24 protein-coding genes are annotated in these 22,763 nt (G+C 46.8%); 14 read left to right on the top strand and 10 right to left on the bottom strand.

What is annotated here, in order from left to right; genetic code table 11:
• The first annotated feature begins 47 nt into the window (after nt 1-47).
• From FXV75_RS01950 to FXV75_RS01915, 8 genes are all read left to right on the top strand, one after another.
• A complete protein-coding gene (locus FXV75_RS01950; RefSeq protein WP_148830935.1) occupies nt 48-917 on the top strand; it encodes a LysR family transcriptional regulator in 870 nt (289 codons plus the stop codon).
• 103 nt (nt 918-1,020) lie between these two features.
• Nucleotides 1,021-1,824 carry a DUF1338 domain-containing protein gene (locus FXV75_RS01945; protein WP_148830934.1) on the top strand — a complete coding sequence of 268 codons (804 nt, stop codon included), beginning with the start codon at nt 1,021-1,023 and terminating at the stop codon, nt 1,822-1,824.
• 187 nt (nt 1,825-2,011) lie between these two features.
• Complete coding sequence (locus FXV75_RS01940; protein WP_148830933.1) at nt 2,012-2,431, top strand: rhodanese-like domain-containing protein; 420 nt, start codon at nt 2,012-2,014, stop codon at nt 2,429-2,431.
• Nucleotides 2,432-2,442: 11 nt separating this feature from the next.
• Nucleotides 2,443-2,697: a glutaredoxin 3 gene (grxC, locus tag FXV75_RS01935; protein WP_148835163.1), complete on the top strand. Its 255-nt coding sequence runs from the start codon at nt 2,443-2,445 to the stop codon at nt 2,695-2,697.
• 70 nt (nt 2,698-2,767) lie between these two features.
• On the top strand, nt 2,768-3,250 hold the full coding sequence (gene secB, locus FXV75_RS01930) for a protein-export chaperone SecB (RefSeq protein WP_148830932.1): 483 nt from the start codon (nt 2,768-2,770) through the stop codon (nt 3,248-3,250).
• Between the two features lie 241 nt (nt 3,251-3,491).
• Complete coding sequence (locus FXV75_RS01925; protein WP_148830931.1) at nt 3,492-5,159, top strand: hypothetical protein; 1,668 nt, start codon at nt 3,492-3,494, stop codon at nt 5,157-5,159.
• Nucleotides 5,160-5,227: 68 nt separating this feature from the next.
• Entirely contained in the window at nt 5,228-5,860 is a 633-nt protein-coding gene (locus tag FXV75_RS01920) for a penicillin-binding protein activator LpoB (protein WP_187424835.1), read from the top strand.
• A 2-nt stretch (nt 5,861-5,862) separates the two neighbouring features.
• Nucleotides 5,863-6,888, top strand: coding sequence for an LPP20 family lipoprotein (locus tag FXV75_RS01915; RefSeq protein ID WP_148830930.1), 1,026 nt, complete (start codon nt 5,863-5,865; stop codon nt 6,886-6,888).
• A gap of 93 nt (nt 6,889-6,981) precedes the next feature.
• Here the strand turns inward: FXV75_RS01915 and FXV75_RS01910 are convergent, their stop codons facing one another.
• The 3 genes from FXV75_RS01910 to FXV75_RS01900 are packed head-to-tail and all read right to left on the bottom strand — an operon-like array spanning nt 6,982 to nt 9,851.
• Nucleotides 6,982-8,268 carry a TRAP transporter large permease gene (locus FXV75_RS01910; protein ID WP_148830929.1) on the bottom strand — a complete coding sequence of 429 codons (1,287 nt, stop codon included), beginning with the start codon at nt 8,266-8,268 and terminating at the stop codon, nt 6,982-6,984.
• Entirely contained in the window at nt 8,265-8,774 is a 510-nt protein-coding gene (locus FXV75_RS01905) for a TRAP transporter small permease (RefSeq protein ID WP_148830928.1), read from the bottom strand. The genes FXV75_RS01910 and FXV75_RS01905 overlap by 4 nt, the downstream gene beginning before the upstream one ends.
• A gap of 45 nt (nt 8,775-8,819) precedes the next feature.
• The gene (locus FXV75_RS01900) at nt 8,820-9,851 is read right to left on the bottom strand and encodes a TRAP transporter substrate-binding protein (protein ID WP_148830927.1); all 1,032 of its coding nucleotides are present in this window, start codon (nt 9,849-9,851) and stop codon (nt 8,820-8,822) included.
• A 535-nt stretch (nt 9,852-10,386) separates the two neighbouring features.
• Here FXV75_RS01900 and FXV75_RS01895 point away from each other — a divergent pair.
• Nucleotides 10,387-10,719: a PBPRA1643 family SWIM/SEC-C metal-binding motif protein gene (locus FXV75_RS01895; protein ID WP_148830926.1), complete on the top strand. Its 333-nt coding sequence runs from the start codon at nt 10,387-10,389 to the stop codon at nt 10,717-10,719.
• A gap of 104 nt (nt 10,720-10,823) precedes the next feature.
• On the opposite strand, the gene pobA is transcribed toward FXV75_RS01895, so the two are convergent.
• Entirely contained in the window at nt 10,824-12,026 is a 1,203-nt protein-coding gene (gene pobA / locus FXV75_RS01890; RefSeq protein ID WP_148830925.1) for a 4-hydroxybenzoate 3-monooxygenase, read from the bottom strand.
• 301 nt (nt 12,027-12,327) lie between these two features.
• Here pobA and FXV75_RS01885 point away from each other — a divergent pair, with 301 nt between their 5' ends.
• The 5 genes from FXV75_RS01885 (at nt 12,328) to FXV75_RS01865 (ending at nt 16,215) form a co-directional block, all read left to right on the top strand.
• Nucleotides 12,328-13,221, top strand: a complete 894-nt coding sequence (locus FXV75_RS01885; RefSeq protein ID WP_148830924.1) for a helix-turn-helix domain-containing protein — start codon at nt 12,328-12,330, stop codon at nt 13,219-13,221.
• Nucleotides 13,222-13,400: 179 nt separating this feature from the next.
• Entirely contained in the window at nt 13,401-14,150 is a 750-nt protein-coding gene (gene kduD / locus FXV75_RS01880; RefSeq protein ID WP_148835159.1) for a 2-dehydro-3-deoxy-D-gluconate 5-dehydrogenase KduD, read from the top strand.
• Between the two features lie 121 nt (nt 14,151-14,271).
• Nucleotides 14,272-15,054, top strand: a complete 783-nt coding sequence (kdgR, locus tag FXV75_RS01875) for a DNA-binding transcriptional regulator KdgR (protein ID WP_148830923.1) — start codon at nt 14,272-14,274, stop codon at nt 15,052-15,054.
• A 158-nt stretch (nt 15,055-15,212) separates the two neighbouring features.
• Nucleotides 15,213-15,533 (top strand): cupin domain-containing protein, encoded by a 321-nt coding sequence (locus tag FXV75_RS01870; RefSeq protein WP_148830922.1) that lies wholly within the window; start codon nt 15,213-15,215, stop codon nt 15,531-15,533.
• Nucleotides 15,534-15,579: 46 nt separating this feature from the next.
• Complete coding sequence (locus FXV75_RS01865) at nt 15,580-16,215, top strand: RpiB/LacA/LacB family sugar-phosphate isomerase (protein WP_148835157.1); 636 nt, start codon at nt 15,580-15,582, stop codon at nt 16,213-16,215.
• 69 nt (nt 16,216-16,284) lie between these two features.
• Here the strand turns inward: FXV75_RS01865 and FXV75_RS01860 are convergent, their stop codons facing one another.
• Genes FXV75_RS01860 through siaA form a run of 6 tightly spaced genes read right to left on the bottom strand, consistent with a single transcriptional unit; the run spans nt 16,285 to nt 22,611 of the window.
• On the bottom strand, nt 16,285-16,947 hold the full coding sequence (locus FXV75_RS01860) for a 3'-5' exonuclease (protein ID WP_148830921.1): 663 nt from the start codon (nt 16,945-16,947) through the stop codon (nt 16,285-16,287).
• Between the two features lie 3 nt (nt 16,948-16,950).
• Nucleotides 16,951-18,816 carry a DUF294 nucleotidyltransferase-like domain-containing protein gene (locus FXV75_RS01855; protein ID WP_148830920.1) on the bottom strand — a complete coding sequence of 622 codons (1,866 nt, stop codon included), beginning with the start codon at nt 18,814-18,816 and terminating at the stop codon, nt 16,951-16,953.
• Between the two features lie 57 nt (nt 18,817-18,873).
• Nucleotides 18,874-19,677 (bottom strand): diguanylate cyclase domain-containing protein, encoded by an 804-nt coding sequence (locus tag FXV75_RS01850; protein WP_148830919.1) that lies wholly within the window; start codon nt 19,675-19,677, stop codon nt 18,874-18,876.
• Nucleotides 19,678-20,052 carry a biofilm regulation phosphoprotein SiaC gene (siaC, locus tag FXV75_RS01845; RefSeq protein ID WP_148830918.1) on the bottom strand — a complete coding sequence of 125 codons (375 nt, stop codon included), beginning with the start codon at nt 20,050-20,052 and terminating at the stop codon, nt 19,678-19,680.
• A 10-nt stretch (nt 20,053-20,062) separates the two neighbouring features.
• Nucleotides 20,063-20,599, bottom strand: coding sequence for a biofilm regulation protein kinase SiaB (siaB, locus tag FXV75_RS01840; protein WP_148830917.1), 537 nt, complete (start codon nt 20,597-20,599; stop codon nt 20,063-20,065).
• 8 nt (nt 20,600-20,607) lie between these two features.
• Entirely contained in the window at nt 20,608-22,611 is a 2,004-nt protein-coding gene (siaA, locus tag FXV75_RS01835) for a biofilm regulation protein phosphatase SiaA (protein WP_148830916.1), read from the bottom strand.
• Between the last annotated feature and the right edge of the window lie 152 nt (nt 22,612-22,763).

The raw sequence follows: 22,763 nt of genomic DNA, 5'->3' as shown, positions 1-22,763 counted from the left end.
TATATTGATCAGAACGCGACTTTTCCACTATTAAATAAGAGCCCACTATGGACATTCGGTCATTGCGCTATTTTATTGCGGTTTACGAAGAGCGCAGCCTAAGCGCCGCCGCCAAACGTTGCTTTGTGGCGCAGCCGTCGATTTCCACCACCGTTGCCCAACTCGAAGACGACTTAAACACCAAGCTGTTTGTACGGCATTCTAAAGGGGTATCGCCCACTGACAGTGGCTCCCAGCTTTATCCACACGCATGCAAAATGGTCAGTGATTTAAGCGCCATGCGACATTTATTTACCGAAACGCCCGCGCCCCTCAGCTTGTCTATTTCCTTGGCGCCTTTTTTGTCGGGGGCCTTGATAGGCCAAGTGATTAAAACCATGCTCGACGAAGTGAACGGCCTAACATTGAAATTAGTGGACCAATCAGAAAGCGCTGACTTGCGTTTTACTTGCCAACGCTACACCAGTGAAGAAGACGTGTTTTACCCTTTATGGGAAGACGATTATGTGATTGCCATGCCCTTGGACCATTGGCTGGCAGACCTTCCCTCACTGTCGATCAAACAAATCGATAAGCAGCCCTTTATTTCGCGGACACCGTGCGACATTTTGGAATCGTGGAATTATTTAATGCAAAAACAGGAACTCACTACCGACGTGCGAGCGCAAGTAAAAACAGAGGAATATGCGTTGGATTTGGTGGCGGCGGGATTAGGCATTTCCCTGATCCCTGAGCATTCTTCTCGAGGACGTAATGACGTGTGCTTACGGCCGTTGAATGATGTAAAACTAAAACGCGTCGTTGGCTTAGCGCACAACAAACAGCGTAGCTTTCCTGCCCATTTGATCAATACCATTTTAGCCGCCAAGCAGCAGCTGTTTGCCCACAAGAGCCTATTAGAAACACGGCTCACATAACTTTTACGCATCACACGGTGCGTTTTTACCTTTTGCATTGGTAAGGAATCGTCCTTTAGAGTAAGGGCATGTTCAAATCGACTGGCTAATTCTGGAGATCACCATGACACCAACTGACTTTTTCGCTTCTCTGTGGGATCACTACACCGAGGTCACACCGCAAGCACAGCGCATCCAAGCGCTGTTTAAAAAGCATGGCGAAACCGTTTTAAACGACCACGTCGCGTTTCGCACGTTCAACCACTCTCCAATCGCTTTGGAAAAATTGGAACCCCAACTCACCGCATTAGGGTATCAGGCGTATGGTGCGTTTTTATTTGAGAGCAAACACCTCAAAGCACGCTGTTATAAGCACAGCACAGACGTGAATTTACCGAAGATTTTTCTCTCTGAATTGTTGGTAGAAGAGTTGCCACCGGTTTGCCAAGACATCATCGGTAAATGGGTCGCACAGATTCCAGCAAACGCCGTGCAAAGCCCCGCTGTTTTTTGGGCAGGAACGCTGTGGGAAACCCCCACTCAGGCCGACTACGCGACGCTTGCTGAACACAGTGAATATGCGGCATGGTTGGCCACCATGGGCTTGCAGGCCAACCACTTCACTGTCAGCATCAATCACTTGCAACACTTCCCCACTATTGAGGCCGTAAACGCCTTATTGGAAAGCGAAGGCTACGCGCTGAACCAAGTGGGCGGTGTCATCAAAGGCTCGCCAGAATCCTGCCTAGAGCAATCTTCCACCATGGCCGACAAAATCCACTACACCTTTGCCGATGGCACGCAAAAAGCCATTCCAAGCTGTTTTTATGAATTCGCCCGCCGTCATCCGATGGCAAACGGAGTATTATTCGACAGCTTTATCGAAGGCAACGCCGATAAAATTTTTGACTCCACCAGTAATCAGTAATCCTTGATAATCTGTCACGACCAACACCGACCGTTTTACTTCCTCAAAACGGTCGGTGTTCTGTGATTTTTCCTGCGGACTTTCTTGTTCCTCAAATCTGTTTTTAACTCATCGCCGTGCGTTTGAACCTGTACCGATTCCGCAGGCCGTGTATAATGCTGGCAATTTAATTTCGAGCTTTACGATTATGATGAACCAATTTATTGAATTTTCGATTAACCACTGGGAAATGGTCGGCGTTTTTTTTGCGATTCTGATCACCTTGCTGTTCGTTGAGCGAAAAAATGGCGCCGAAGGGTTAACCCCGGCCGCGGCCACCACGCTGATCAACAATGAAGACGCCGTGGTTATCGATATTCGTCCAGAAAAAGAATTCAGTACCGGGCACATTACGGCTGCGATCAATGTGCCGGCAACAAAAATGAAAGACAATTTGACACGTCTTGAGAAACACAAAGATGCCCCCATTATTGTGGTATGCAAATCGGGTATAACCGCCGGAGCCAGTGCGAAAGATCTTCAAAAAGCCGGCTTTAGTAAGGTATATAAATTACAAGGTGGTATTGCGGAATGGCAAGCATCCAACCTACCCCTGGTGAAGAAGTAAAAGGTAATACTATGGCCACTGTAACAATATATTCGAGTGATTACTGTCCATTTTGCGTAAGAGCAAAGCAGTTACTGACTTCAAAAAATGTTGCGTTTAACGAAATCCGTGTTGACGGAGAACGTCAATTGCGGCAGGAAATGATGGAAAAAAGTGGTCGTCATACCGTTCCGCAAATATGGATTGGTGAGAAACATATCGGCGGCTGTGATGACTTGTTTGCGCTTGAGCGTGCACAAAAGTTGACGGCGCTTTTAGCACCATAATTTACCCGCAACCACACCTTTATCACTTTCATACTACACAACACTAAAAATAGTAAAAAAAGGAACTAAGATGTCTGATACAGCAGAAACTCCAGAAGTAGCAACGCAAGAAGCGCCCGCACCACAACTGTCTATGCAGCGCGTTTTTTTGAAAGATATATCGTTTGAATCACCCCGTTCGCCGATGATTTTCCAAGAAGAATGGAAACCAGAAGTTGGCTTGGAGCTAAATACAAAAAGTCGCCAAGTTGGCGAAAGTGTGTACGAAGTTGTCTTAGAGATTACGGTAACGGTAAAAAATGGTGAGCAACCAGGTTACTTGGTGCAAATTCAACAAGGTGGCTTGTTTGTCATTGCTGGTCTTGACGAGCAACAGCTTCATCACGCATTGGGGGCTTTTTGCCCAGCGACTATTTTCCCCTACGCCAGAGAAAGTATTGATGCCATCGTTGTCAAAGGCAGCTTCCCAGCGCTTATGCTTGCACCTATTAATTTTGATGCGCTTTACATGGAAAGCCTTCAGAAACAGCAAGCGACAGAGCCTACTCAATAAGTGTGAAACACGGCGTGCTGCGAAAAGTAATAAAAAAAGGAAGCCCCGCGCTTCCTTTTTTATTACATAATAGAGCGTCATTGGTTTTTAGTATTCTCAGACACACTGGACGTTGCGATGAAAAAGAAAAAAAAGCCCTGCCCGAACTGTTTAAAAGCCCGCTGGTTAATGCTATACCTTGGTTGTTTTGTTTTGCTTGCGGTCTTGGTTGTTCATCAGTTTTTAGAGAAAGGAATCTAACATGAAAGGCATCATTCTTTGTTTGTGCTTTGGTGTATTAGGCGGTTGCGCCACTTACCAACAAGACATTAATGAAGGACTGGTGTTGGCTCAGCAGGGCAAATGGAAAGACGCCGAAGAGACCTTACAGGGTGTATTAAGTAGCCCGCAAGACCAATTGCTTTATTATATGGAGACGGGGGCGCTCGCCCAAAATCAAGGCGATTATGAACGCAGCAATGCCCTACTTGAGCAGGCTGAACGACTCAGTGATACCTTTTTTTCAGAAAACTTTTCGAATCGGTCTTGGGCATTATTGAGCAACCCAAGGCAGGGCGATTACCGTGGCAGCGGAATGGAACGCGTCTACATAAGCTATCTTAAATCGATGAATTATCTTGCGCTCGCCACACAAGAAACACCATTCACCCAAAAGCGTCAACTTAACGATGCTGCACTGGTGGAAGTACGACGCATTGATATCAAGCTTAATGAAATACGCGCGCAAAACCCCAGCTATCAAGACCTCAATGCCAAAGAAAATCAAGCCTTCTATCAAAAAGCCTTGGGTTGGCTAAGCGGCTTTTACACCGGTGGACGTGACACAGACACCTTTCTCTATCGCGATGACGCCTGGGCTCGTTACATGGAAGGTTTGAACTACGAGATCAGTGGGGACATTGACGACGCTCGAGTCAGTTATCAAAAAGCCGCGAATTTATACGAAGACGGTTACGCCAAACAATACGACTTATCGGCAACCACGGCAGAACGTGCATGGCTCGATACGATTCGCATGATGCAAAAAGGGGGCTTTGATCAGAACGACATTGATACGCTTATCCAAAGCAAGCTTTCTGCGGATATGCGACATACCTTTGAGCAATACCACCATGACGACGCTGAATTGGTTGTTTTAGAGCATCAGGGGTTTGTCCCAAACAAAAGCGAAATGACACTACTGCTGTACGCGGACCCTCGTGCTTATTCGTTAGTATTAGAGCCTTTGCACGGCGGTGGAGCAAAAGACACAAATGACTCATTTCGTTGGTTTACCATGGCCTATGCCGACATTAATCCGCTCAATTTACTCGCCAATTACAAAGCCGGCGGCGCATGGGGCACTTTTTCAGGTGTCTTTACCAAACGCGTTATTCTCGGACGTCCCATCTGGCAGCAGCTGAATGCCATCAATCTTGATACGCTGCTCACCAAGCAAGTCATTCGAGTCACTGTACCGTATTATCAGCGCTTTACGTTAGACAAAAGCCCAACCGCACTTATCACCAATGGCACGCCATTAAATGCCCAACAACCGAGCATACGGATGACATCGCTGGCAGACATTGCCCTTCAAGAGCAGCTCGCCCAGGCGCAACGCGATATCTACGAAAGCCTCATTCGTGAATTATTACGCAGTTGGTTGGCGTATCAAATCGCCGCTAATGTCCAGGACGAAGGCGCCAGTCTACTTTTAAATCTGATTGGGCAAGTCGCGGTGTTTGCGTCTTCTGCCGCGGATACGCGTAACTGGTTAACGTTACCCGCGCAGGTAAGATTAACCCGTCAACCACTGCCAGCGGGGCAATATTCCCCCAAATACACAGTAGACCGAACCCCCTTTTCACTGGGGGACATCGAGCTAGGCGCTAACGACATTAGACTATGGAACCTACGCAATCCCAATTAAATTGATTACACTAAACGCTCAGCACCCTTTAAACGAGCATCAGGCTAACTAGACGCAAGGAAAATACTATGTTCTCAACAAAAAGCACATCAAAAAGGTCTCAATGGGCTTCTCTGTCCTACAAGAGTCTCTTCACACTGTTTATGGCTATGTTACTCACGGCCTGCTCCGGTAGTGTCAAACGACTCGACACCAATGAAGACGTTATGCTATCGGACCGCTGGAACGACACCGACTCTCGACTGGTGGCCGAGGAAATGATGGGGGACATGCTGACCTTCCCTTGGTTTCGCGACTACAACTTCAGCCAAAAAGGCAATCCGACGGTCATTGTACAAACCATTCGCAACAAAACCTCGGAACACATCCCGGTTGAAACCTTCATCAATGACATTAAACGCAGCTTACTGCGCGCTGGCACAGTCGACTTTGTGGTCTCAGGTGCTGAACGTGAAGACATCCGCAGTGAACGCGAAGAGCAAGCACTAAATGCCGCACCAGAGACAGTAGCGAAATTTGGGTTAGAACAGGGCGCTGGTTTTGCCTTGTCTGGGACCATCAATTCAATCGTAGATTCCAATGGTGACCAGCGTGTGAGTTTTTATCAAGTTGACCTAAAGCTGATCGATATGACGACGAATCGTGAAGTATGGAACGGTCAGAAAAAGCTGAAAAAGTTAGCCGATAAAGGCTTCTTCTAACCATGATCTATTCCGCTTTGCCTACGCCCTACCGCTGGGTCATTACCACCAGCTTGGTGATCAGCCTGACAGGGTGTCTAGGCACCCAGACCACTCAGCACCAAGAAGAGGCCGTACCCAGTTGGGTACTGTCTCCACCCAAAAGCGACGCTCACTTATACGGTGTTGGGAGTGCGCCGCGCATTGACAATGTCGCGTTGGCGTTCATTCAAGCTGAGCAAAATGGGAATGTGCAAATTGCTCAGCAGCTGCGCACTCAAATCAGCCAAGTCAATACCCAAGACATTCAAGTACGATCGGGGCAAGGTGCAGAACAAATCTCACAAACCTCGACCGCCTACACTCGGATCGCCACCTCCGCCATTGAATTGGAGCAAGCCACTAACGAACAACGCTTTGCTGGAGAACGTTATGTTTATGCGCTGCAATCAATCGACCGCCGTCGAATTGTGGCCAAACTCACCCGCGCCATAAACGACACCGACGATCAGATACGTCGACAAGCCGCCTTACTTAGCCAATCTGACGACCAACCACCAGTAGCACAAGACTGGCGGATCTACATGTCGCTCATTCCTTATTTTGCGCAACGAAAAAGCGATCAAAAGGAACTGAGTTTGTATTCCACCGAGCACAACACGGCCGGAAAAGCTGACGTGAATATTCGATCTATAGAGCAGCAACTGAGTAATGCCCTTGCCTTTTATGGGTTTGATGCTTCCCAGACAAAACAAGCCGACACACTGGCCAGCGCCTTATCACGGTTTGGTTTAACCCCAAAAAATGATTCAACCTTCACGCTAAGCACCCGCACCACACAACAGAGCGAAACCCAAAACGGGCGCGTGTATGTGTTTGAAGAGGGCTCACTGGCCTTGTCTGGTCCTACTGGCGCGCGGCTGGCCTCTTGGACCGTGAGTGCCAGAGGCATAGGTAAAAGCCAAGAAAGTGCCGAAAAAGAAGCCTCAATCAACTGGTCCAACCAAGCGATAGAAGCCATGTTTACTTGGTTAACTCAGTTACCCTAAACCGATCGCTAACTCAATACATCAAAAAAAACGGCTCATTTTTGAGCCGTTTTTTGGTGTATTTTAAGAGATACAATCGTTCACTCACTGACGCTAGAGTAGCCCAATCGCCAGTACAGGGAAGGCAACAATCAACGCCAAACGCAGCAAGTCCGCAATCACAAACGGCATCACACCTCGATACATATCACCAATCGAAATATGTGGAGCGACCGATTTAATCACAAACACATTCATGCCCACAGGCGGTGTGATCAACCCCAATTCAACCGTAATCACAGCGACAATGCCGAACCAAATAGGATCAAAACCCGCCGATTCAATCAAAGGGTACACGACGGGCACTGTGAGCAACAGCATTGCAATACTGTCCATTACACAACCCAGCAGCATAAAGATGATCAGAACGCACAACAAAACCATATAAGGGCTGAGTTGCAAGCTGTCCACGTACTCAACCAAAGAAAACGAAATACGCGACACCGATAAGAAGTAGCCGAAAATTTCAGCCCCAATGATCATAAAAAAGATCATCGCCGACATGATCAATGTCTCGCCCACCGCTTCTTTAAACTGGGTCAATCTCATTCCACGCAACACTGCGATCAATAGTGTTGCCCCTGCGCCTACAGCAGAGGCTTCTGTTGGCGTAAACCAGCCAGTGTAAATGCCACCAATGATAAAAACAAACACGCCAGTAAAGGGAAGCAACCCCTTTAAACCGAAAAACTTTTCTTTTAGCGTAGTGGCCTGACCTGGTTGCGCAATGTGTGGAAAAAGCGTCACTAAAACCGCGACGGTTAAGCCATACATCACTAAGCCAAGTAAACCTGGCACCATGCCGGCAATGAACATATCCCCCACTGACTGTTCAGTAATCAACGCATACAACAACAGAGCAATCGAAGGCGGAATCATAATACCCAGCGTGCCACCCGCCGCCAAAACGCCCGTTGCTAACGTGGGGGCATAGCCGTTTTTTTCCATTTCTGGCAACGCCACACGTGACATGCTCGCCGCGGTCGCCATGGACGATCCTGAGATCGCCGAAAAAATCCCGCACGAAGTCACCGCCGCCAGGCCCATTCCGCCTCGCCAACTTCCGAACATCGCTCTGGCACCCTGAAAGAGCTCTTGCGACATGCCCGCTTTGGACGCAAAGACCCCCATCAAGATAAACATGGGAATAGGGCTAAAACTGTAATTGGATAAGGTTTCAAAAGGCCCACTTGCCAATATAGACACGGCAGGGTCAAAAGCCACAATCCAGCCAAAACCAAAAAAACCCGCTAAAGCCATGGTCAGAGCAACCGGAGCACGCAGTGCGATCAGCAACAACATGGCAGCAATGCAAATAATACCGATCATCGAAGTGCTCATGACTCTGCCTTAGTGCAAAATAATAGTTGAGACGCATAGGTAGCCGCCGACACCGCCAACATGGCGGTCGCAAAGCACGCTATAGCATAAAAATACGTCAATGGAATCAATAAATCTTGTGTTGTTTCATAACTCATCGAGGCCTCTTCAACCGAATGATAAAAGCTCACGCTCATACCCGCGCCCATCAAACCAAAACAGAGAATATAAAAGGCTTCTAACGCCTTTTTTGTTCTTGTTTGCAAATGCTCCGTAAACAGATCAACAATGACCTGTGAACGGCTGACAGAATGCGGCAGTATAAAGAGCACCGTAAACAACAGGCTGTATTTTACTAATTCAATGCCACCTAATATGGTGAAATCTATTGCTCCCTCTGTAAGAGTAAACAACCCTCGCGTTAACACATCCAACAGGGTTACCACCATCATGGCAATTAAGAAAAACCCACCCAACAAATGCATTCCATACGCGATACGCTCTATTATCCGAGCCATTGCCTTCATTAATACTCTCCAACTGCCGCGACTTTGTCGTTCATTGTTCTTCGATTACTGACAGGCTGTCTTAGACAATTCCACCGCACGGGCATATACCTTGTAAGAAGGTAGACCTTTTTCCTTCAACTCTTGTAAGTAATCTTCTGCCGCTTGATACAACACTGGTTTCCACAATGGGTTTTCAGCACCGCCTTTTATGACGTTGATGGTATGACCCATTTCAATCGCTTGGGCGCGACCTTTGGCATCCAAATCATCAAATACAGCAGCGGCTTTTTTCGACCACTCCATACCAGAGTTGTGGTCAATGACTGTTTTCAGATCCGCTGGGAGGCGGTTATAAAAAGATTTGTTGATCGTCATAATGAATGACAAGGTATAAAGGCCACCCACTTCGGTGTGATAGGGCGTCAATTCGTTCAAACGAAACGTGTATTGACCTTCCCAAGGTAGAGAAACCCCATCAATAACGCCACGCTGAGTAGACTGGTAAGAGTCTGGTGCTGGCATACCAACAGGCTGCGCTCCCAATCCTTCTAACAGTTTTGCAACCACGGCAGTTGGGCGACGAATGCGCAGACCCTCTAAATCTTTCGGCACCTTGATTTCTTTATTGGTGGTGTGAATGCCACCAGGCCCATGGGTAAATAAGAATAAAGGCTTAGTTTCACTGTATTCGTTCGCAATTAGACCTTCATCATACAAGGACTGCACAATACAAGAACCTTGCGCGGCGCCTTGAGAAACACCAGGTAATTCAACAATTTGTGTTAATGGAAAGCGATTTGCTGTGTAACCTTGAACAGAAACCGACACGTCAGCTATTCTGTTTTTCACGGCATCGTACTGTGCGGGAGGCTTTGCCAATGTACTCGAAGGATACATCTGCACATCAATACGGCCATTGGATTCAGCCTCTACGGCTTCCGCCCATTTTTGAAACAACGCCTTGCTCGGTCCAGATACCTCTGGGAAGAAGTGGCTGAATCGCAGGGTATACTCTGCAGAGGCATAGGCCTGAGTACTCATTATTGCGGTGGCGACGACTGCGGTTATAGCGGCGTGTTTTATTATTTTTATCATGGTTAACTCCCAATGGCTTTTGTGGTTTTTCTGACACTTTATATTCAATATTGCTTATCTTTTTACAAGACTATCAATCCACTTATAAAATAGGTAATTGATTATAGTGTTGTGGTATTGATAAATTGGATAGGCTCACTGTCTTTTTTTGAAAAACGGACCTTTTATCTGTTTTAATCGCCACAAAAATCTTCACTAATATGATGATTTTAATAGTATTTATAAAAATCAATCCGCACCTATAAAAGACATGCACGCCTTTTATTTCTGCATAAAAAAGTCTTATTTTCATCGATTAAACACAATATTTATGACCTAACAACCTCTTTCTCTTTTCACACAAAGACGCTTTTCTGGATCAATACACAACCGCTCCTAGCCTGTATTCAATGCTGACTCGGGTAAACAGAGAACCTCCTGATGAGATGCAGCAGAAACCGTAATAGAGATGCGCTAACCATTCTGAATTCTGATAGACTGCGGCTTCTTCAGCCACTCACTGTGAGCGACTGCAAAACGACCATTAGGAATATGCGTGTCAAAATTTTTCTATCGTGGAAGACCCGATATCATGGGCAAACACAATCAAGGCAATTATCAGCCGAAGCCGACGGTAAAATCAGGCAGTGAAGAAAATCCACTTGCCTTACGAGTGCAAACCCCTGAACGTGAGCGTGAAATAAGCACGCTCTTAATCGCTCACGATTTGTGTGCAGACATCCGTATTGATCGTGAGGCGCAAGAGGACATTACGGCGTTGACGGTTGCCCTCAACAAACCCATTACTCAACTTGTGGAAAAAACACCTCAGCGGAATGACCCCTGCTTCTGCGGAAGTCATAAAAAATACAAGAAATGTTGCGGCTAGAAGAACGAATCCAGCCGCCATTAAACACCATGGAGTGGCGGTGATCTGTATCGTATTGCCCTTCATGGGTTCACGGCTTTTATGGCCGCCTCACCGGCGGCGGTTTAAGACAAATCTTCGTAAGGCAGCCCTACATATTGCAACGCAATGACACGGCGCCCAGCTTCATTGTCGGTATAAAAATTCAGTTCTGAACTCATAAACCTATCATGGGTTTGTGCATCCATCTGACTCGCGCTTTCCCCGCTGAAGTCGTGCAACATACTGGTCATCCACCAGGAGAAGCGCTCCCCATGCCAAACACGACGCAGACAAATGTCGGAATATTGAGAAATACAGTCTTTATCGCCCTGTTTGTAAACGCGCGTCAGCACTTTAGTCAGCGTGGCCACATCTGAGGCCGCTAAATTCAGCCCTTTAGCACCGGTTGGCGGCACGATATGCGCCGCATCGCCAACCAAAAATAAATGGCCATATTGCATAGGTTCACAAACAAAAGAGCGCAACGGCGCAATGCTTTTCTCAATACTTGGGCCTGTTACCAACTTCTCAGCCACATCATCGGGCAAACGACGCTTTAACTCTGTCCAAAAATCGTCATCGCTCCAATCTTCGACTTTGTCGGTTAAAGGAACTTGCAAATAATAGCGTGATCGAGTGGCAGAACGCATACTGGTCATGGCAAAGCCACGATCGGTTTTACAATAAATAAGCTCTTCGTTCACTGGCGGCGTGTCCGACAAAATACCTAACCAACCGAACGGATACACTCGTTCAAATTCTTTACGAGACGATTCAGGGATGGTTTGGCGAGAGACACCATGAAAGCCATCACAGCCCGCGATGTAATCGCAATCAAGACGATACTCGGTGCCACCTTGCTCAAAGGTAACAAAAGGCAGGTCGGTTTTGACATCATGCAACACCACATTACTGGATTCATAATACGTGGTCAGACCGGCATTTTCTCGCGCTTCCATCAGATCTCGAGTGACTTCGGTTTGGCCATACACCATGACCGTGCTGCCGCCGGTGAGGGTATCCAAATCGATTTTTACACGCTTATTATTGAAAGCCAATTCCACGCCGTGGTGAACTTGACCTTCGCGATCCATACGTTCGCCCACGCCTGCCTCGCGCAGTAAATCCGTCATACCTTGTTCGAGAACACCCGCGCGAATGCGACCTAAAATGTACTCACCTGCAGCGCGCTCAATGACCACGTTATCAATGCCCTGCTTAGCCAATAACTGGCCCAGTAATAATCCAGAGGGGCCAGCCCCAATAATAGCAACTTGAGTCTTCATCTCTTTTCTCCACATTATTGTTATTTTGCATACTGAACAACATCAGCATAAGAACGGTCACTATATTGAAGAGTAAAGGCAGAATACGTTAGGTGCTTTCTGATTAAAAAATTGTACTTTTTGTACGCGGAAGCAGGATAACGTCCGGTTAAAACCGTATAAAAGTGTATTTTTTACTATGGTTAATCCTTATATTTACAAAGTTTGCCATTTTAATGGCGATTCTATAGTTTAATCGCCACGTCTAAAACGCGGTAAAAAGTACACTTTTTAACAATCAACTGACAATAAACGAGCTTATATGAAGCAAGCGACCATTCCGCACTTTGGCCTGTATGGAGAATCCAGCGGGATTGATGACCCTGATTTTTTCCATATTGAAGACATTGCCTCCCGCAGCAGCGACTTAGGCTGGAAAATAAGCCCTCATCGCCACGCTCAGCTGTTTCAAATTCTCATCTTAAAGTCTGGGCAAGCCCACGTGCAACTCGATGAACAGCAACAGACGTTACAAGGTGCGTGGGCGATTATTGTGCCAGCGGGCGTTGTACATGGCTTTTGCTTTGCACCCGACACCGACGGACGAGTGATCAGTATTGCCGAATCTTTACTGGAAGATGCGTACCAAGAAAAGGCCGCCATGTACATCAAACCTTTATTGAGTCAGGCCCTTCATATTGACTTTAATGGCCATCGAAATCTGTTTTCAGAACTCTGGCCGTTGATTCAGCAGCTTGAAAATGAGGCATCACGGATGCGCGAGGGACGAGCACTGATGAGCGAATACCTGATCAAAGCCATTTTGCTGCTACTGCATCGACAACATCGTCACGACAAATCCAGTGCCGCCAGCAGAGCGTACAATCATCACGCTTTGTCGTTAAAAGAATTAATTGAAAACCACTACCGTGAACATTGGAGCAGTCATCAATACGCCGATGCTCTGGGTACTTCAATCAGCCGCTTAAACCGAATGAGCAAAACCACGTTTAATCAAAGCGTGCTAGATTTGATACATGACAGACTATTACTGGAAGCGAAACGCCGCTTGATTTACACCGCCCGCTCCGTAGAAGAAATCAGTTATGACTTGGGCTTTAAAGACCCTGGCTATTTCTCACGTTTCTTTAAACGCTCAGCAGGCTTACCACCAGGAAAATTCAGGGCATTAAGCAATCAGCCTACCGCCACTTAACATGACTGAATAGACGCCTAAAAAACCTTGGGGAAAACAAAATAAATAAAATGAAATGGTGTTTCTAAAAATTAAATTGATCATTGTTATTTATTTTTCATTCTTCTAAGATGTTCACTCTGCGGCAAATAAACATCACCTTTACGGCCAGTATCATGCGTAAAACACGAGGAAGCATTATGTTCGATCTAACGGGTAAAGTCGCCATTGTAACAGGCTGTAATACAGGACTTGGTCAAGGAATGGCTTTAGCCCTAGCAAACGCAGGCGCTGATATTGTCGGTGTGAACCGAGGCGTTCCAGAGGAAACGATGGCGTTAATGGCCAAAACAGGCCGTCAATTTCACAGCGTTATTGCCGATATGAGCAAAATAGACAATGTCGCTCACGTAGTGAAAGAAGCGGTATCGGCGTTTGGTAAAGTCGACATTCTGGTGAATAACGCTGGTATTATTCGCAGGAATGACGCGATAGATTTTACCGAGAAAGATTGGGACGATGTCATGGATTTGAACATCAAAGCGGTCTTCTTTATGTCGCAGGGCTTTGCGAAACAGGTGATTGTTCAGGGAACGTCTGGCAACATCATCAATATTGCCTCTATGTTGTCTTATCAAGGAGGAATTCGAGTGCCCTCTTACACCGCATCAAAAAGTGGCGTCATGGGCGTTACTCGCTTGCTTGCCAATGAATGGGCACAACACGGCATCAATGTGAACGCCATAGCCCCAGGCTACATGGCCACCAACAACACCGACGCTTTACGCGCAGATAAAGAGCGTTCCGATGAGATTTTAAGCCGCATTCCGGCAGGCCGCTGGGGCACACCTGATGACATGGCAGGGCCAATTATTTTCTTAGCGTCGGAAGCTTCTCGGTACGTCAACGGCTATACCATTGCCGTAGACGGTGGCTGGCTGGCTCGTTAAAAGCCAAAGAAATGGCACAGTACGTGCCTTTTTGAAAAGTGATCATGTCACTAAAAGGAGAATTACTTTACAATTTCATAGACACACAACAGAAACGCTTTTCAAAAAAAATGAAACCACTATGATCAATGATGAAAAAAACCACCAAATCGAGCCGGTATCTTCAGTAATGAAGGTATTTGCTATCCTGAACGCGCTAGCAGAACACAAATCTTTGGGTGTAACGGAACTGTCTCAAATCGTCATGACATCAAAAAGTACGGTTTATCGTTTTTTACAAACGATGAAAATGCTTGGGTTTGTCTCGCAAGAAGAGGATTTTGACCGCTATTCTCTGACGCTAAAACTGTTTGAAGTCAGTGCGCGCGCCTTAGAGCATGTCGACCTGGTCGAGCTGACCGAACCTTACATGTCACGTATCGGCGAGCTAACAAAAGAAGCATTGCACCTTGGTATTCGCGATGGAGATGGGATTATTTACATTCATAAAGTGGATGCTCAGTACAATTTGCGCATGCAATCCCGCGTTGGCCGCCGTAATCCACTGTATTCTACTGCGATCGGCAAGGTGCTATTAGCAGAACGTTCAGAAAGCGATGTTCGAGATATCTTAAAAGACACTGATTTTTTGCCGTCAACCGCCAAAACGCATCGATCCATAGACTCGCTCTTATTGGAACTCAAAGAAGTTAGAGACCTTGGCTACGGGGTGGATAACGAAGAACAAGAAGAGGGATTACGCTGCATAGCGGCGCCAATTTATGACCGACTAGGCAAGGTGATTGCTGGGGTAAGCTTGTCTTTCCCAACGCTGCGCTACACGCCTGAAAAATTTGAAACCTATGTAGATTTGCTGCGTGCAGCGGCCGAGAAAGTATCGGTAAAACTTGGCCATTCGAAATAAAACGAGCGAGATTGCACAAGTTTAATACTCAAAAATGAGAGGGCGTTTAGGCCTCTATTTTAAAAAAATAAATGAAACAGCTTTTTATAAAATATTTAATATTGTTTTATTAATGTTATAGTGATGCCATCTAACACAAGAATACAAAGAGCTGTCCTATGTTTATTTACAATAATGAAGTCCCTTTGGAAGATCTTGGAAAAGGTGTCTCACGTAAAATAATGGCTTATTCAGAGAACATCATGGCCGTTGAAGTGCATTTTGAAAAAGACGCAATAGGGCCTTTACATCATCACCCGCATGAACAATTAACCTACGTATTATCAGGCAAGTTTGAATTCACCATAGGGGACGACACCAAGATTGTTGGCCCCGGCGACACCCTTTATAAAGCGCCAAATGTCGTGCACGGTTGTCGCTGTTTAGAGCCTGGGGTCTTGCTAGACAACTTTACCCCCGTTCGAAAAGACTTTCTTTGAGCCACACCGTAAAACGCAACCATTGACACGAATTCAGGAGAAAATGATGAAAATTGCACTGATGATGGAAAACAGCCAAGCGAGCAAAAACGCGGCGATTTTAGAACAGCTCAACGCCGCCGCAGGCCCATTGAATCACGATGTGTTCAACGTTGGCATGAGTGACGAAAACGATCACCACTTGACGTACATTCATCTTGGTATTATGGCCAGCCTATTATTAAATTCAAACGCGGTGGATTTTGTTGTCTCTGGCTGTGGCACAGGCCAAGGCGCCATGATGTCACTGAACGCTCACCCTGGTGTGGTGTGCGGTTACTGCCTAGAACCTTCTGATGCTTTTTTGTTCAATCAAATCAATAACGGCAACGCCATTGCCATGGCGTTTGCAAAAGGCTTCGGTTGGGCGGCAGAGCTGAACGCGCGCTACATCTTTGAAAAAGCCTTCACCGGACCGCGCGGCGAAGGGTATCCGGTTGAACGCAAAGACCCTCAGGTGAAAAACGCTGGCATCTTGAATATGGTAAAAGCCGCCACCATGAAAAACAACTACTTGGATGGTCTAAACGCCATGGACCCAGCGCTGATTAAAACCGCGGTATCTGGCGAACGTTTCCAGCAATGTTTTTTTGATCATGGCAAAAAACCCGATCTTGAGGCCTATGTACGCTCCTTACTATAGCGGCTTATGACGGATTAAAAAGGGTAAAAAGGCGCGTTCAGTAAACGCTTATTACGATTAACCAACATGCTAACGCGTCGAGAGCGTCACTCGCCCTCCCCCCATTTGGTTTAAGTCGTGTAATCGGCACTCTTTGCCTTGGTAAGCAATTTGTGCCAGCAGTAGTTCGGCGGTCGCTAACGCATCGGTTAACGCGTCGTGCCCTTGGTATTCTGGCAGGCCATAACGCTCTCGACACGCCCCTAGGCGAAAGCCCCCTTCTTGGATTGGCTGCTGGGAGCGAGCGGCTTTTGCACGCTCAATCGCTAACGTGTCTAGCCAGCGTATCGAAAAACTTGGGAGTTTTTCTGTTTGCCACACCTGTTTTAAAAAGCTGAGCTCCAATGGCGCATGATGCATCACTAAAATTCGATGCCGCAACAGGTGCCGTAAATAGCGCAATACACTTTGTTGTTTTTTTCCGTGCTCCAGCACATCCGCGTCGGTAATCATGTGAATACCAACACTGTGCCCTATGTCCGCGTTTTCCAGCACAATGTGGCGGGCACTGTCTAATTCAATGACACCATGGTGAATACACACCCAGCCAACGCTGACGATCTGGTCTTGTTTGGCATCCAGTCCCGACGTTTCTATGTCCAAAACCAAATAATCTCGCTCTTCCCAAGGGCATTTCATCGATTGCTGAGACTCGCGCCATGCCGTCAATGCTCGTACTATATTCCAAGCCATCGTTTAGCTGTAGCCTCGTAAAAAACGCTGCTGCGCCACGTCTTGAACATCACTGATAATGCCAAAAGTACTTTTCAGATGCTTACGCTCTAAGGGGCTTAATGCCTTTGGATCAAGATACGCGCTGGCGCTGCCTGTGGCTTGCCAATGTCGGCTTTGGGCTTCTAAACGCAAGCCATTTAAACTGTCCCAGGCGTCGATTAAATTGCGCCCAGTGTCGACACTGATGAGTTTTTCTCTAATAGCTTGCTCAATACGCCCCAAGGTACCGGCTCGGTAAGTACGACACGACAAGCCATACAATCGAGCGAGATCGTTAATCAACGCCAAACCTTGGTGTTTAAGATCCAGTTGATTTTTGTGCTCTCCAGACGACTCTAAAAGAAAATGCCGAAAGAAGCCCAACGGTGGCTTCGTTACAAGAGCGCTGCGTGTTAAGGTCGCCAAAAATACACTGTTTTTACTGATCTCAAGCTGTAACCCCTTGATCAATTGGTCCACAGGCTCGTTGTTGCCATACACGCAACGAATATCAAAAAAGATGCTGGCATGCAGCAAAGCGCTTGGCGCACTGCTTTTGACCCAGTTTGAAAAGGCTTGCTGCCAACCCGACTGTGTGCGGCGCCATTCCGGGTTGCTGGCCATAATATTACCCGGACAAAGACGAATACCGCATTGCGCCAAACCTTGGCAAATACACTCAGACAAGGCCGCAAAATACGTACTTTCTTCTGTAGTGGGCTCACGCTCTAGCATTAAACCATTGTCTTGATCGCTGCCAAGTGATTGGTCTCGTCTGGCTTGAGAACCAAATACCATGAACTGAAAATCCATCGGTGCAGGGCCCACTTGTTCCAGAGCCAATTCAATCACTCGCCGTGTTAAATTATCACTGATGGTTGCCAGCACGTTGCCCACGTCGGCAGGTTTCATGTCGGTCACAATTAAATTAATAATCAAAGTTGGCCACTGCTTACAAACCTGCGCGAGGCGGCTGATGGATTGTTGACGATGAATTTGATTAATCAACAACAATGGGCTCAGCTCTTGATGGCGCAATAAGTCCGCCGCGGTCAACATACCCACCGCATGTTGATCTTCGTCTACAATGGGTAGGTGGTGAATATTGCTTTCACTCATCAAGGTTTGTGCCTGCATGACCAACGCCGTGGGCAATAAACTGACGGGATCCGCTGTCATGGTATCTCTAACCAAGGCACTGGAAGAACCGCCTAATGCGAGAATACGCGAACGCAAATCTCGATCTGTCACAATCCCTAACAAGCGTTCGTTTTCCACGACCAAAATCGAGCTCACTCGCGCTTCCGTCATACGAATCGCAATGGTTTGTACGCTTTCTTCTGGCGACGCCAAAACAAGCTGACGCGTCATTATGTTGGCGACAGGGGTCGATAATTGCAGAGCGGGGGTGGCGAGTTCATTACTTTGGCTGCGAGAAAGTTTGCGCAAACGATGATGTTGCGTGTGCTCAAAAAACAAACCAAACGCATCGTTTTTTTTAAGCATCTCAATAAAATGTATTTTTTCAAAGCGATACACCAAGCTGTCTTCCATTGCGACCACTTGCAAACCATCTGGGTTTTGCGCTAATACACTCGACACGCCAAAACACTCGCCATCGGCGATTTGATCCACCAGCCCCCCTTTGGGTGTGCGGATTTCACACGCCCCGCGTCGAATAAGATGCACCGTAGCCGCCTCGTCTTTTAAGGCTAACGTTTGCCCTTGACGCACATACAACATGGACACCCCTGTCAGCATTTGCTTACGTTCAGCTAAAGATAAGCTGGCAAAAGGAGGTATCGTTTCAATGAATTTGTGGACTTCTGGAATGTCTATCGCCGCCATAATAGGGTTCTCATGATAAACGTGCTTTATCGAGTCAAAAAGCCAATAGAAAGACTATTAGCCGGCCATCACACTGTTGCGCCCTTTGGACTTCACCGAATACAACGCACTGTCAGCTCTGAACAACAAAGAGTCCATCGAATCGACCGGCTGATATTCCACCACCCCAATACTGACGCTGGTCGTTACCTGGCTCTCATCGACGCTCAAAGAAAACTCACTCACTTTAGTACGCAGTAACTCCATCAGTGCCATGGCTTCATGGAGTGGACAAGACGTTAGAATGACTAAAAATTCCTCACCGCCCCAACGACCAATCACGCCATGGCGCTCCACCACATTTTGCATTAACTGACCCAATGCGATGAGCACATCGTCACCCACTTGGTGGCCAAAGTCATCGTTTACTTGCTTAAAATAATCAATGTCGATCATCGCAATACAAAGGGGATCCACTGATTTTTTGTGCGCTGACGTATCGCCTTGTTGATAGAACGCTTGAGATAACTGTTTCATCATCAAACGACGGTTCGGTAAGTCAGTAAGTGGATCCATTGAGGCCGTTTTTTCTAATTCGGTATTGAGCTGGCGTAAGCTACGTTGATATCGGTCTGAAATACGGGTTATTTTTTCTAGCTGTCGCAAATGCTTGTCGAAACGCTCGCTAAGGCTTTTCTCACGCTGAATCATCATATCTTGATACGAATCCGACAGGCGCGTCAAACGGTCCATACGCTCCCATTGAAATTGGGTCACCTCCCAAAGTTGACTCAATGCTTGGTAAGCTGGGTGCGCCTGATACTCGGTTGTGGCCAAAATATGCTCAATGGTTTGCTCAAGCTCCGTCACATCCGTCTTCATTTATTTGCCTATAATGCTAAATGGAAAAGTACAGTCTTCTTTAAATTCTTCTGCTAACTCGGCAACACGCTCGTTTTCTTCATCAAAATACCAATTTACCGCCACCTGACGGCCTTGCTGAAAACTGGCTTCCATGTCATCAAATATATCCATCATCACCTTGATGCTGCTGGTATTAAGATACAACAAGGTCAATTCAAGGGTCAGTGATTCGGACGACTCTTTGAGGTAACTCGCAATCCAAGCCACAAGAGTACGATATAATTCATAGGAGTTTTCTGGGTAAGAGTCCCCCTCCATATACAAGACGCCGTGCTGCCACTCCCCTCTTACCGCTGGAGACGACGCCGTTCCTTCTATTAGTAAGTCTTTCATAGTTATGTACTCAAATTTGTATGCTTAAACTAAAATACGCCGTGCCATTACCGATATATTTAAGTGTTGCCTTCATCGGCTGGGAAGATTTTCGAGCCATGTCGATTAACCCAAGCCCAGCTCCCGTCACCGCACTTTCGTCTCTCGGTTTACGCAGCTGCGCTTTATAAGCGGCTTTTAGTTCTACTTTATCCATTTTAGCAAGCGATTCAATACGTGCCACCAATTGATTGCCATCATCAAGTTTAACGATATTGCCAGCCGCCACACGATAACAGCCTTGGTAGTGGCTCACGATCACCGTGGCCGTGTCAGCACCAGGTAATGATGACGCGGTCGCGTAATGACGAATATTTTGTGTGAGCTCAATATAGGCCGCAAAGACATCCAAAGCGGACGCGGGTGATAATTGTTCCGACTTCAGGTAGTTTTTCAGGGCGTGACCAATTTCTTCAATTAAGCTACGAGAAATAGGACCATTGAAACACAATAAAATGGTATCCGCTTCAAAGCGCTCCCTCAGTTCATATAAATCCGGTGAACTCATTTTATCTCCTATAATAACGATTTATGGCTGGCATCAAATCGAAAAGACAGCAAAGTAATGTCATCTCGTTGCGGTTGATTGCCCATGTATTGGTCAAGCGCATTTTCAAAAGACGCCGCTTGCTCCTTCAGCGACAACGAGGCGTGGCTTTTAAGCAGCGCTTCAAACCGTTTATTACCAAAACCAAAATTCTTCGCACCGCCTGACTGGTCTAAAAAGCCATCGGTCGCCATGTAATATGTCCAGCCCGCCATGGGTAAATGCCTATTTTCGTATTCACCACGACGCCGATCACCCAACGAGCGTCGACCAGAGTCGTACTTAATACACGCATCGCCATTGCTCGCATACAGGGCAATTTTAGCCCCAGAAAAACACATATCGCTGCCGTCTTTTGGCACATAAACCAAGCCGACATCGGCGTTGGTCGCCACCTTATTGGCACTCACCTCTTCACTTAACATCGAACGCAATGTTTCATCGATGACACTCAGCAAAGCCGCCGGATCGGTTAGCCCGACTCGAGCAATCGAATAATCAATCGCGGCGCGCATTAACATGGTCATCAAGGCGCCCGGTACGCCGTGCCCAGCGCAATCCACCACCCCCAATAAACAGCCTTCGTCACGGGTGTGAAAAACATAGAAATCGCCTCCAACCACGTCTCTAGGGCGCCAAATCACGCTGTGATCTTCCCCTAAAAACTGTCGCATCTGACGATCCGGCAAAATGGATTTCTGAATCAAACTGGCGTAGTCGATTGACGCTTCCATTTTGTCGTGCGCTTCGACGACTTTTTCATGGGCTTTTTTTAGCTCTGCCGTACGCACCTGCACTTTCTCTTCCAGTTCTTGGGTATGGTGCCTTACTTGGCGAGCCATTTTATTGAAGGTTTTGCTTAAATCACCAATTTCATCATTGCTGTCAGCCGTAAGGGCAATATTATAAGAACCACTAGAAATCGCACGAGCAGACAACTGCAGATGTCGAATCGGGGTGATCAACAAACGCTCCACCACAAAGCCAAATACAATCAATAGAATAATCAGTAACAACACAAACACACTGACCGCTGGCAACACCAGGCCAGAATCAAAAAGACGGACATTGGCCAGATCAATATTGCTCACGACAAACCAATCCAGCAAGGGAAAATACACAAACGACATCAGTTGTTTGCGGCCACCTTGCTGTACTTTCACCGTCACAACTTGCCCCTCGCTTTGCTGTGCACGGGTCAACGCGTCTTCGACCAGCCCCTTAGACACGTCATTATCCAGTAAAGCGTAAATGGACCCTGTCTTGTTGCCGCTTTGTTGTGCATGATATGCGATCAGTGCGGTATCGCGATGAACCTCAATACCGCCGCGGGCGTTAATAATGAACGGTGTCACACCCTGAACGTGGCTTTCAAGAAATTGCGTCGTGAAGCGCCCTAACGAAAACCCGGTCCCCGCCAACCCAATAAAATCGCCTTGCTCTCGAACTGGTACGTTAATCCAGACTTTCATCGCTTTTAGCACTTCATCGTAATTGACATTAATGCGGAAAGTCGCGTCCCTAGAGGCGGTGGAAAAATACCATTGATCGGCTTTTTTCGTCTCGTCGAGAGTATAAATCGGTACCGTGGACAAAGGTGTGTCGGCATCGGCAAAGTAATAGTGACGCGTCACATCATTCACAATAAACAACGCATGATTCTGAAACGTATCAAGATACCCCTGAGCTTCCTCACGCCACTGCTTGGCTAGAAAAGAATCCTCTGGATTGGATAACCAGCGCCTGACCACCACAGCATTGGCAAAACGCTCCGCCAAGGCCACTTCTCTCGATATCGGCGTCAAAATACGCTGATAATTTAATTGTGTAACGCTATTGGCGTAGTTTTCTGCTGCGTATTCCTGCCCCTTTTGGATAAAAGACCAGCCGATCACCGCAATGATCAACAACGCAAACACACAACTGCTGGCCAAAGCAAACAGCGACTTACCACGTAACCCCCAACGAGCCATGCTTGAATGTCCTTTTTAGAATGGTCTATGTAACGCTTTGTATCGACTAAAAAGGGAGCTTACTCGTATTCACGCTATGATTCTCTAAAAAATATCAAAAATAAACACTATGGATATCAATCATCTACCCTCATGACATGGCTCAAAAGTCA

The sequence above is a fragment of the Marinomonas sp. IMCC 4694 genome, assembly GCF_008122525.1.
Classification (GTDB): Bacteria; Pseudomonadota; Gammaproteobacteria; order Pseudomonadales; family Marinomonadaceae; genus Marinomonas.
This window is presented reverse-complemented; position numbering and strand designations above follow the sequence as displayed.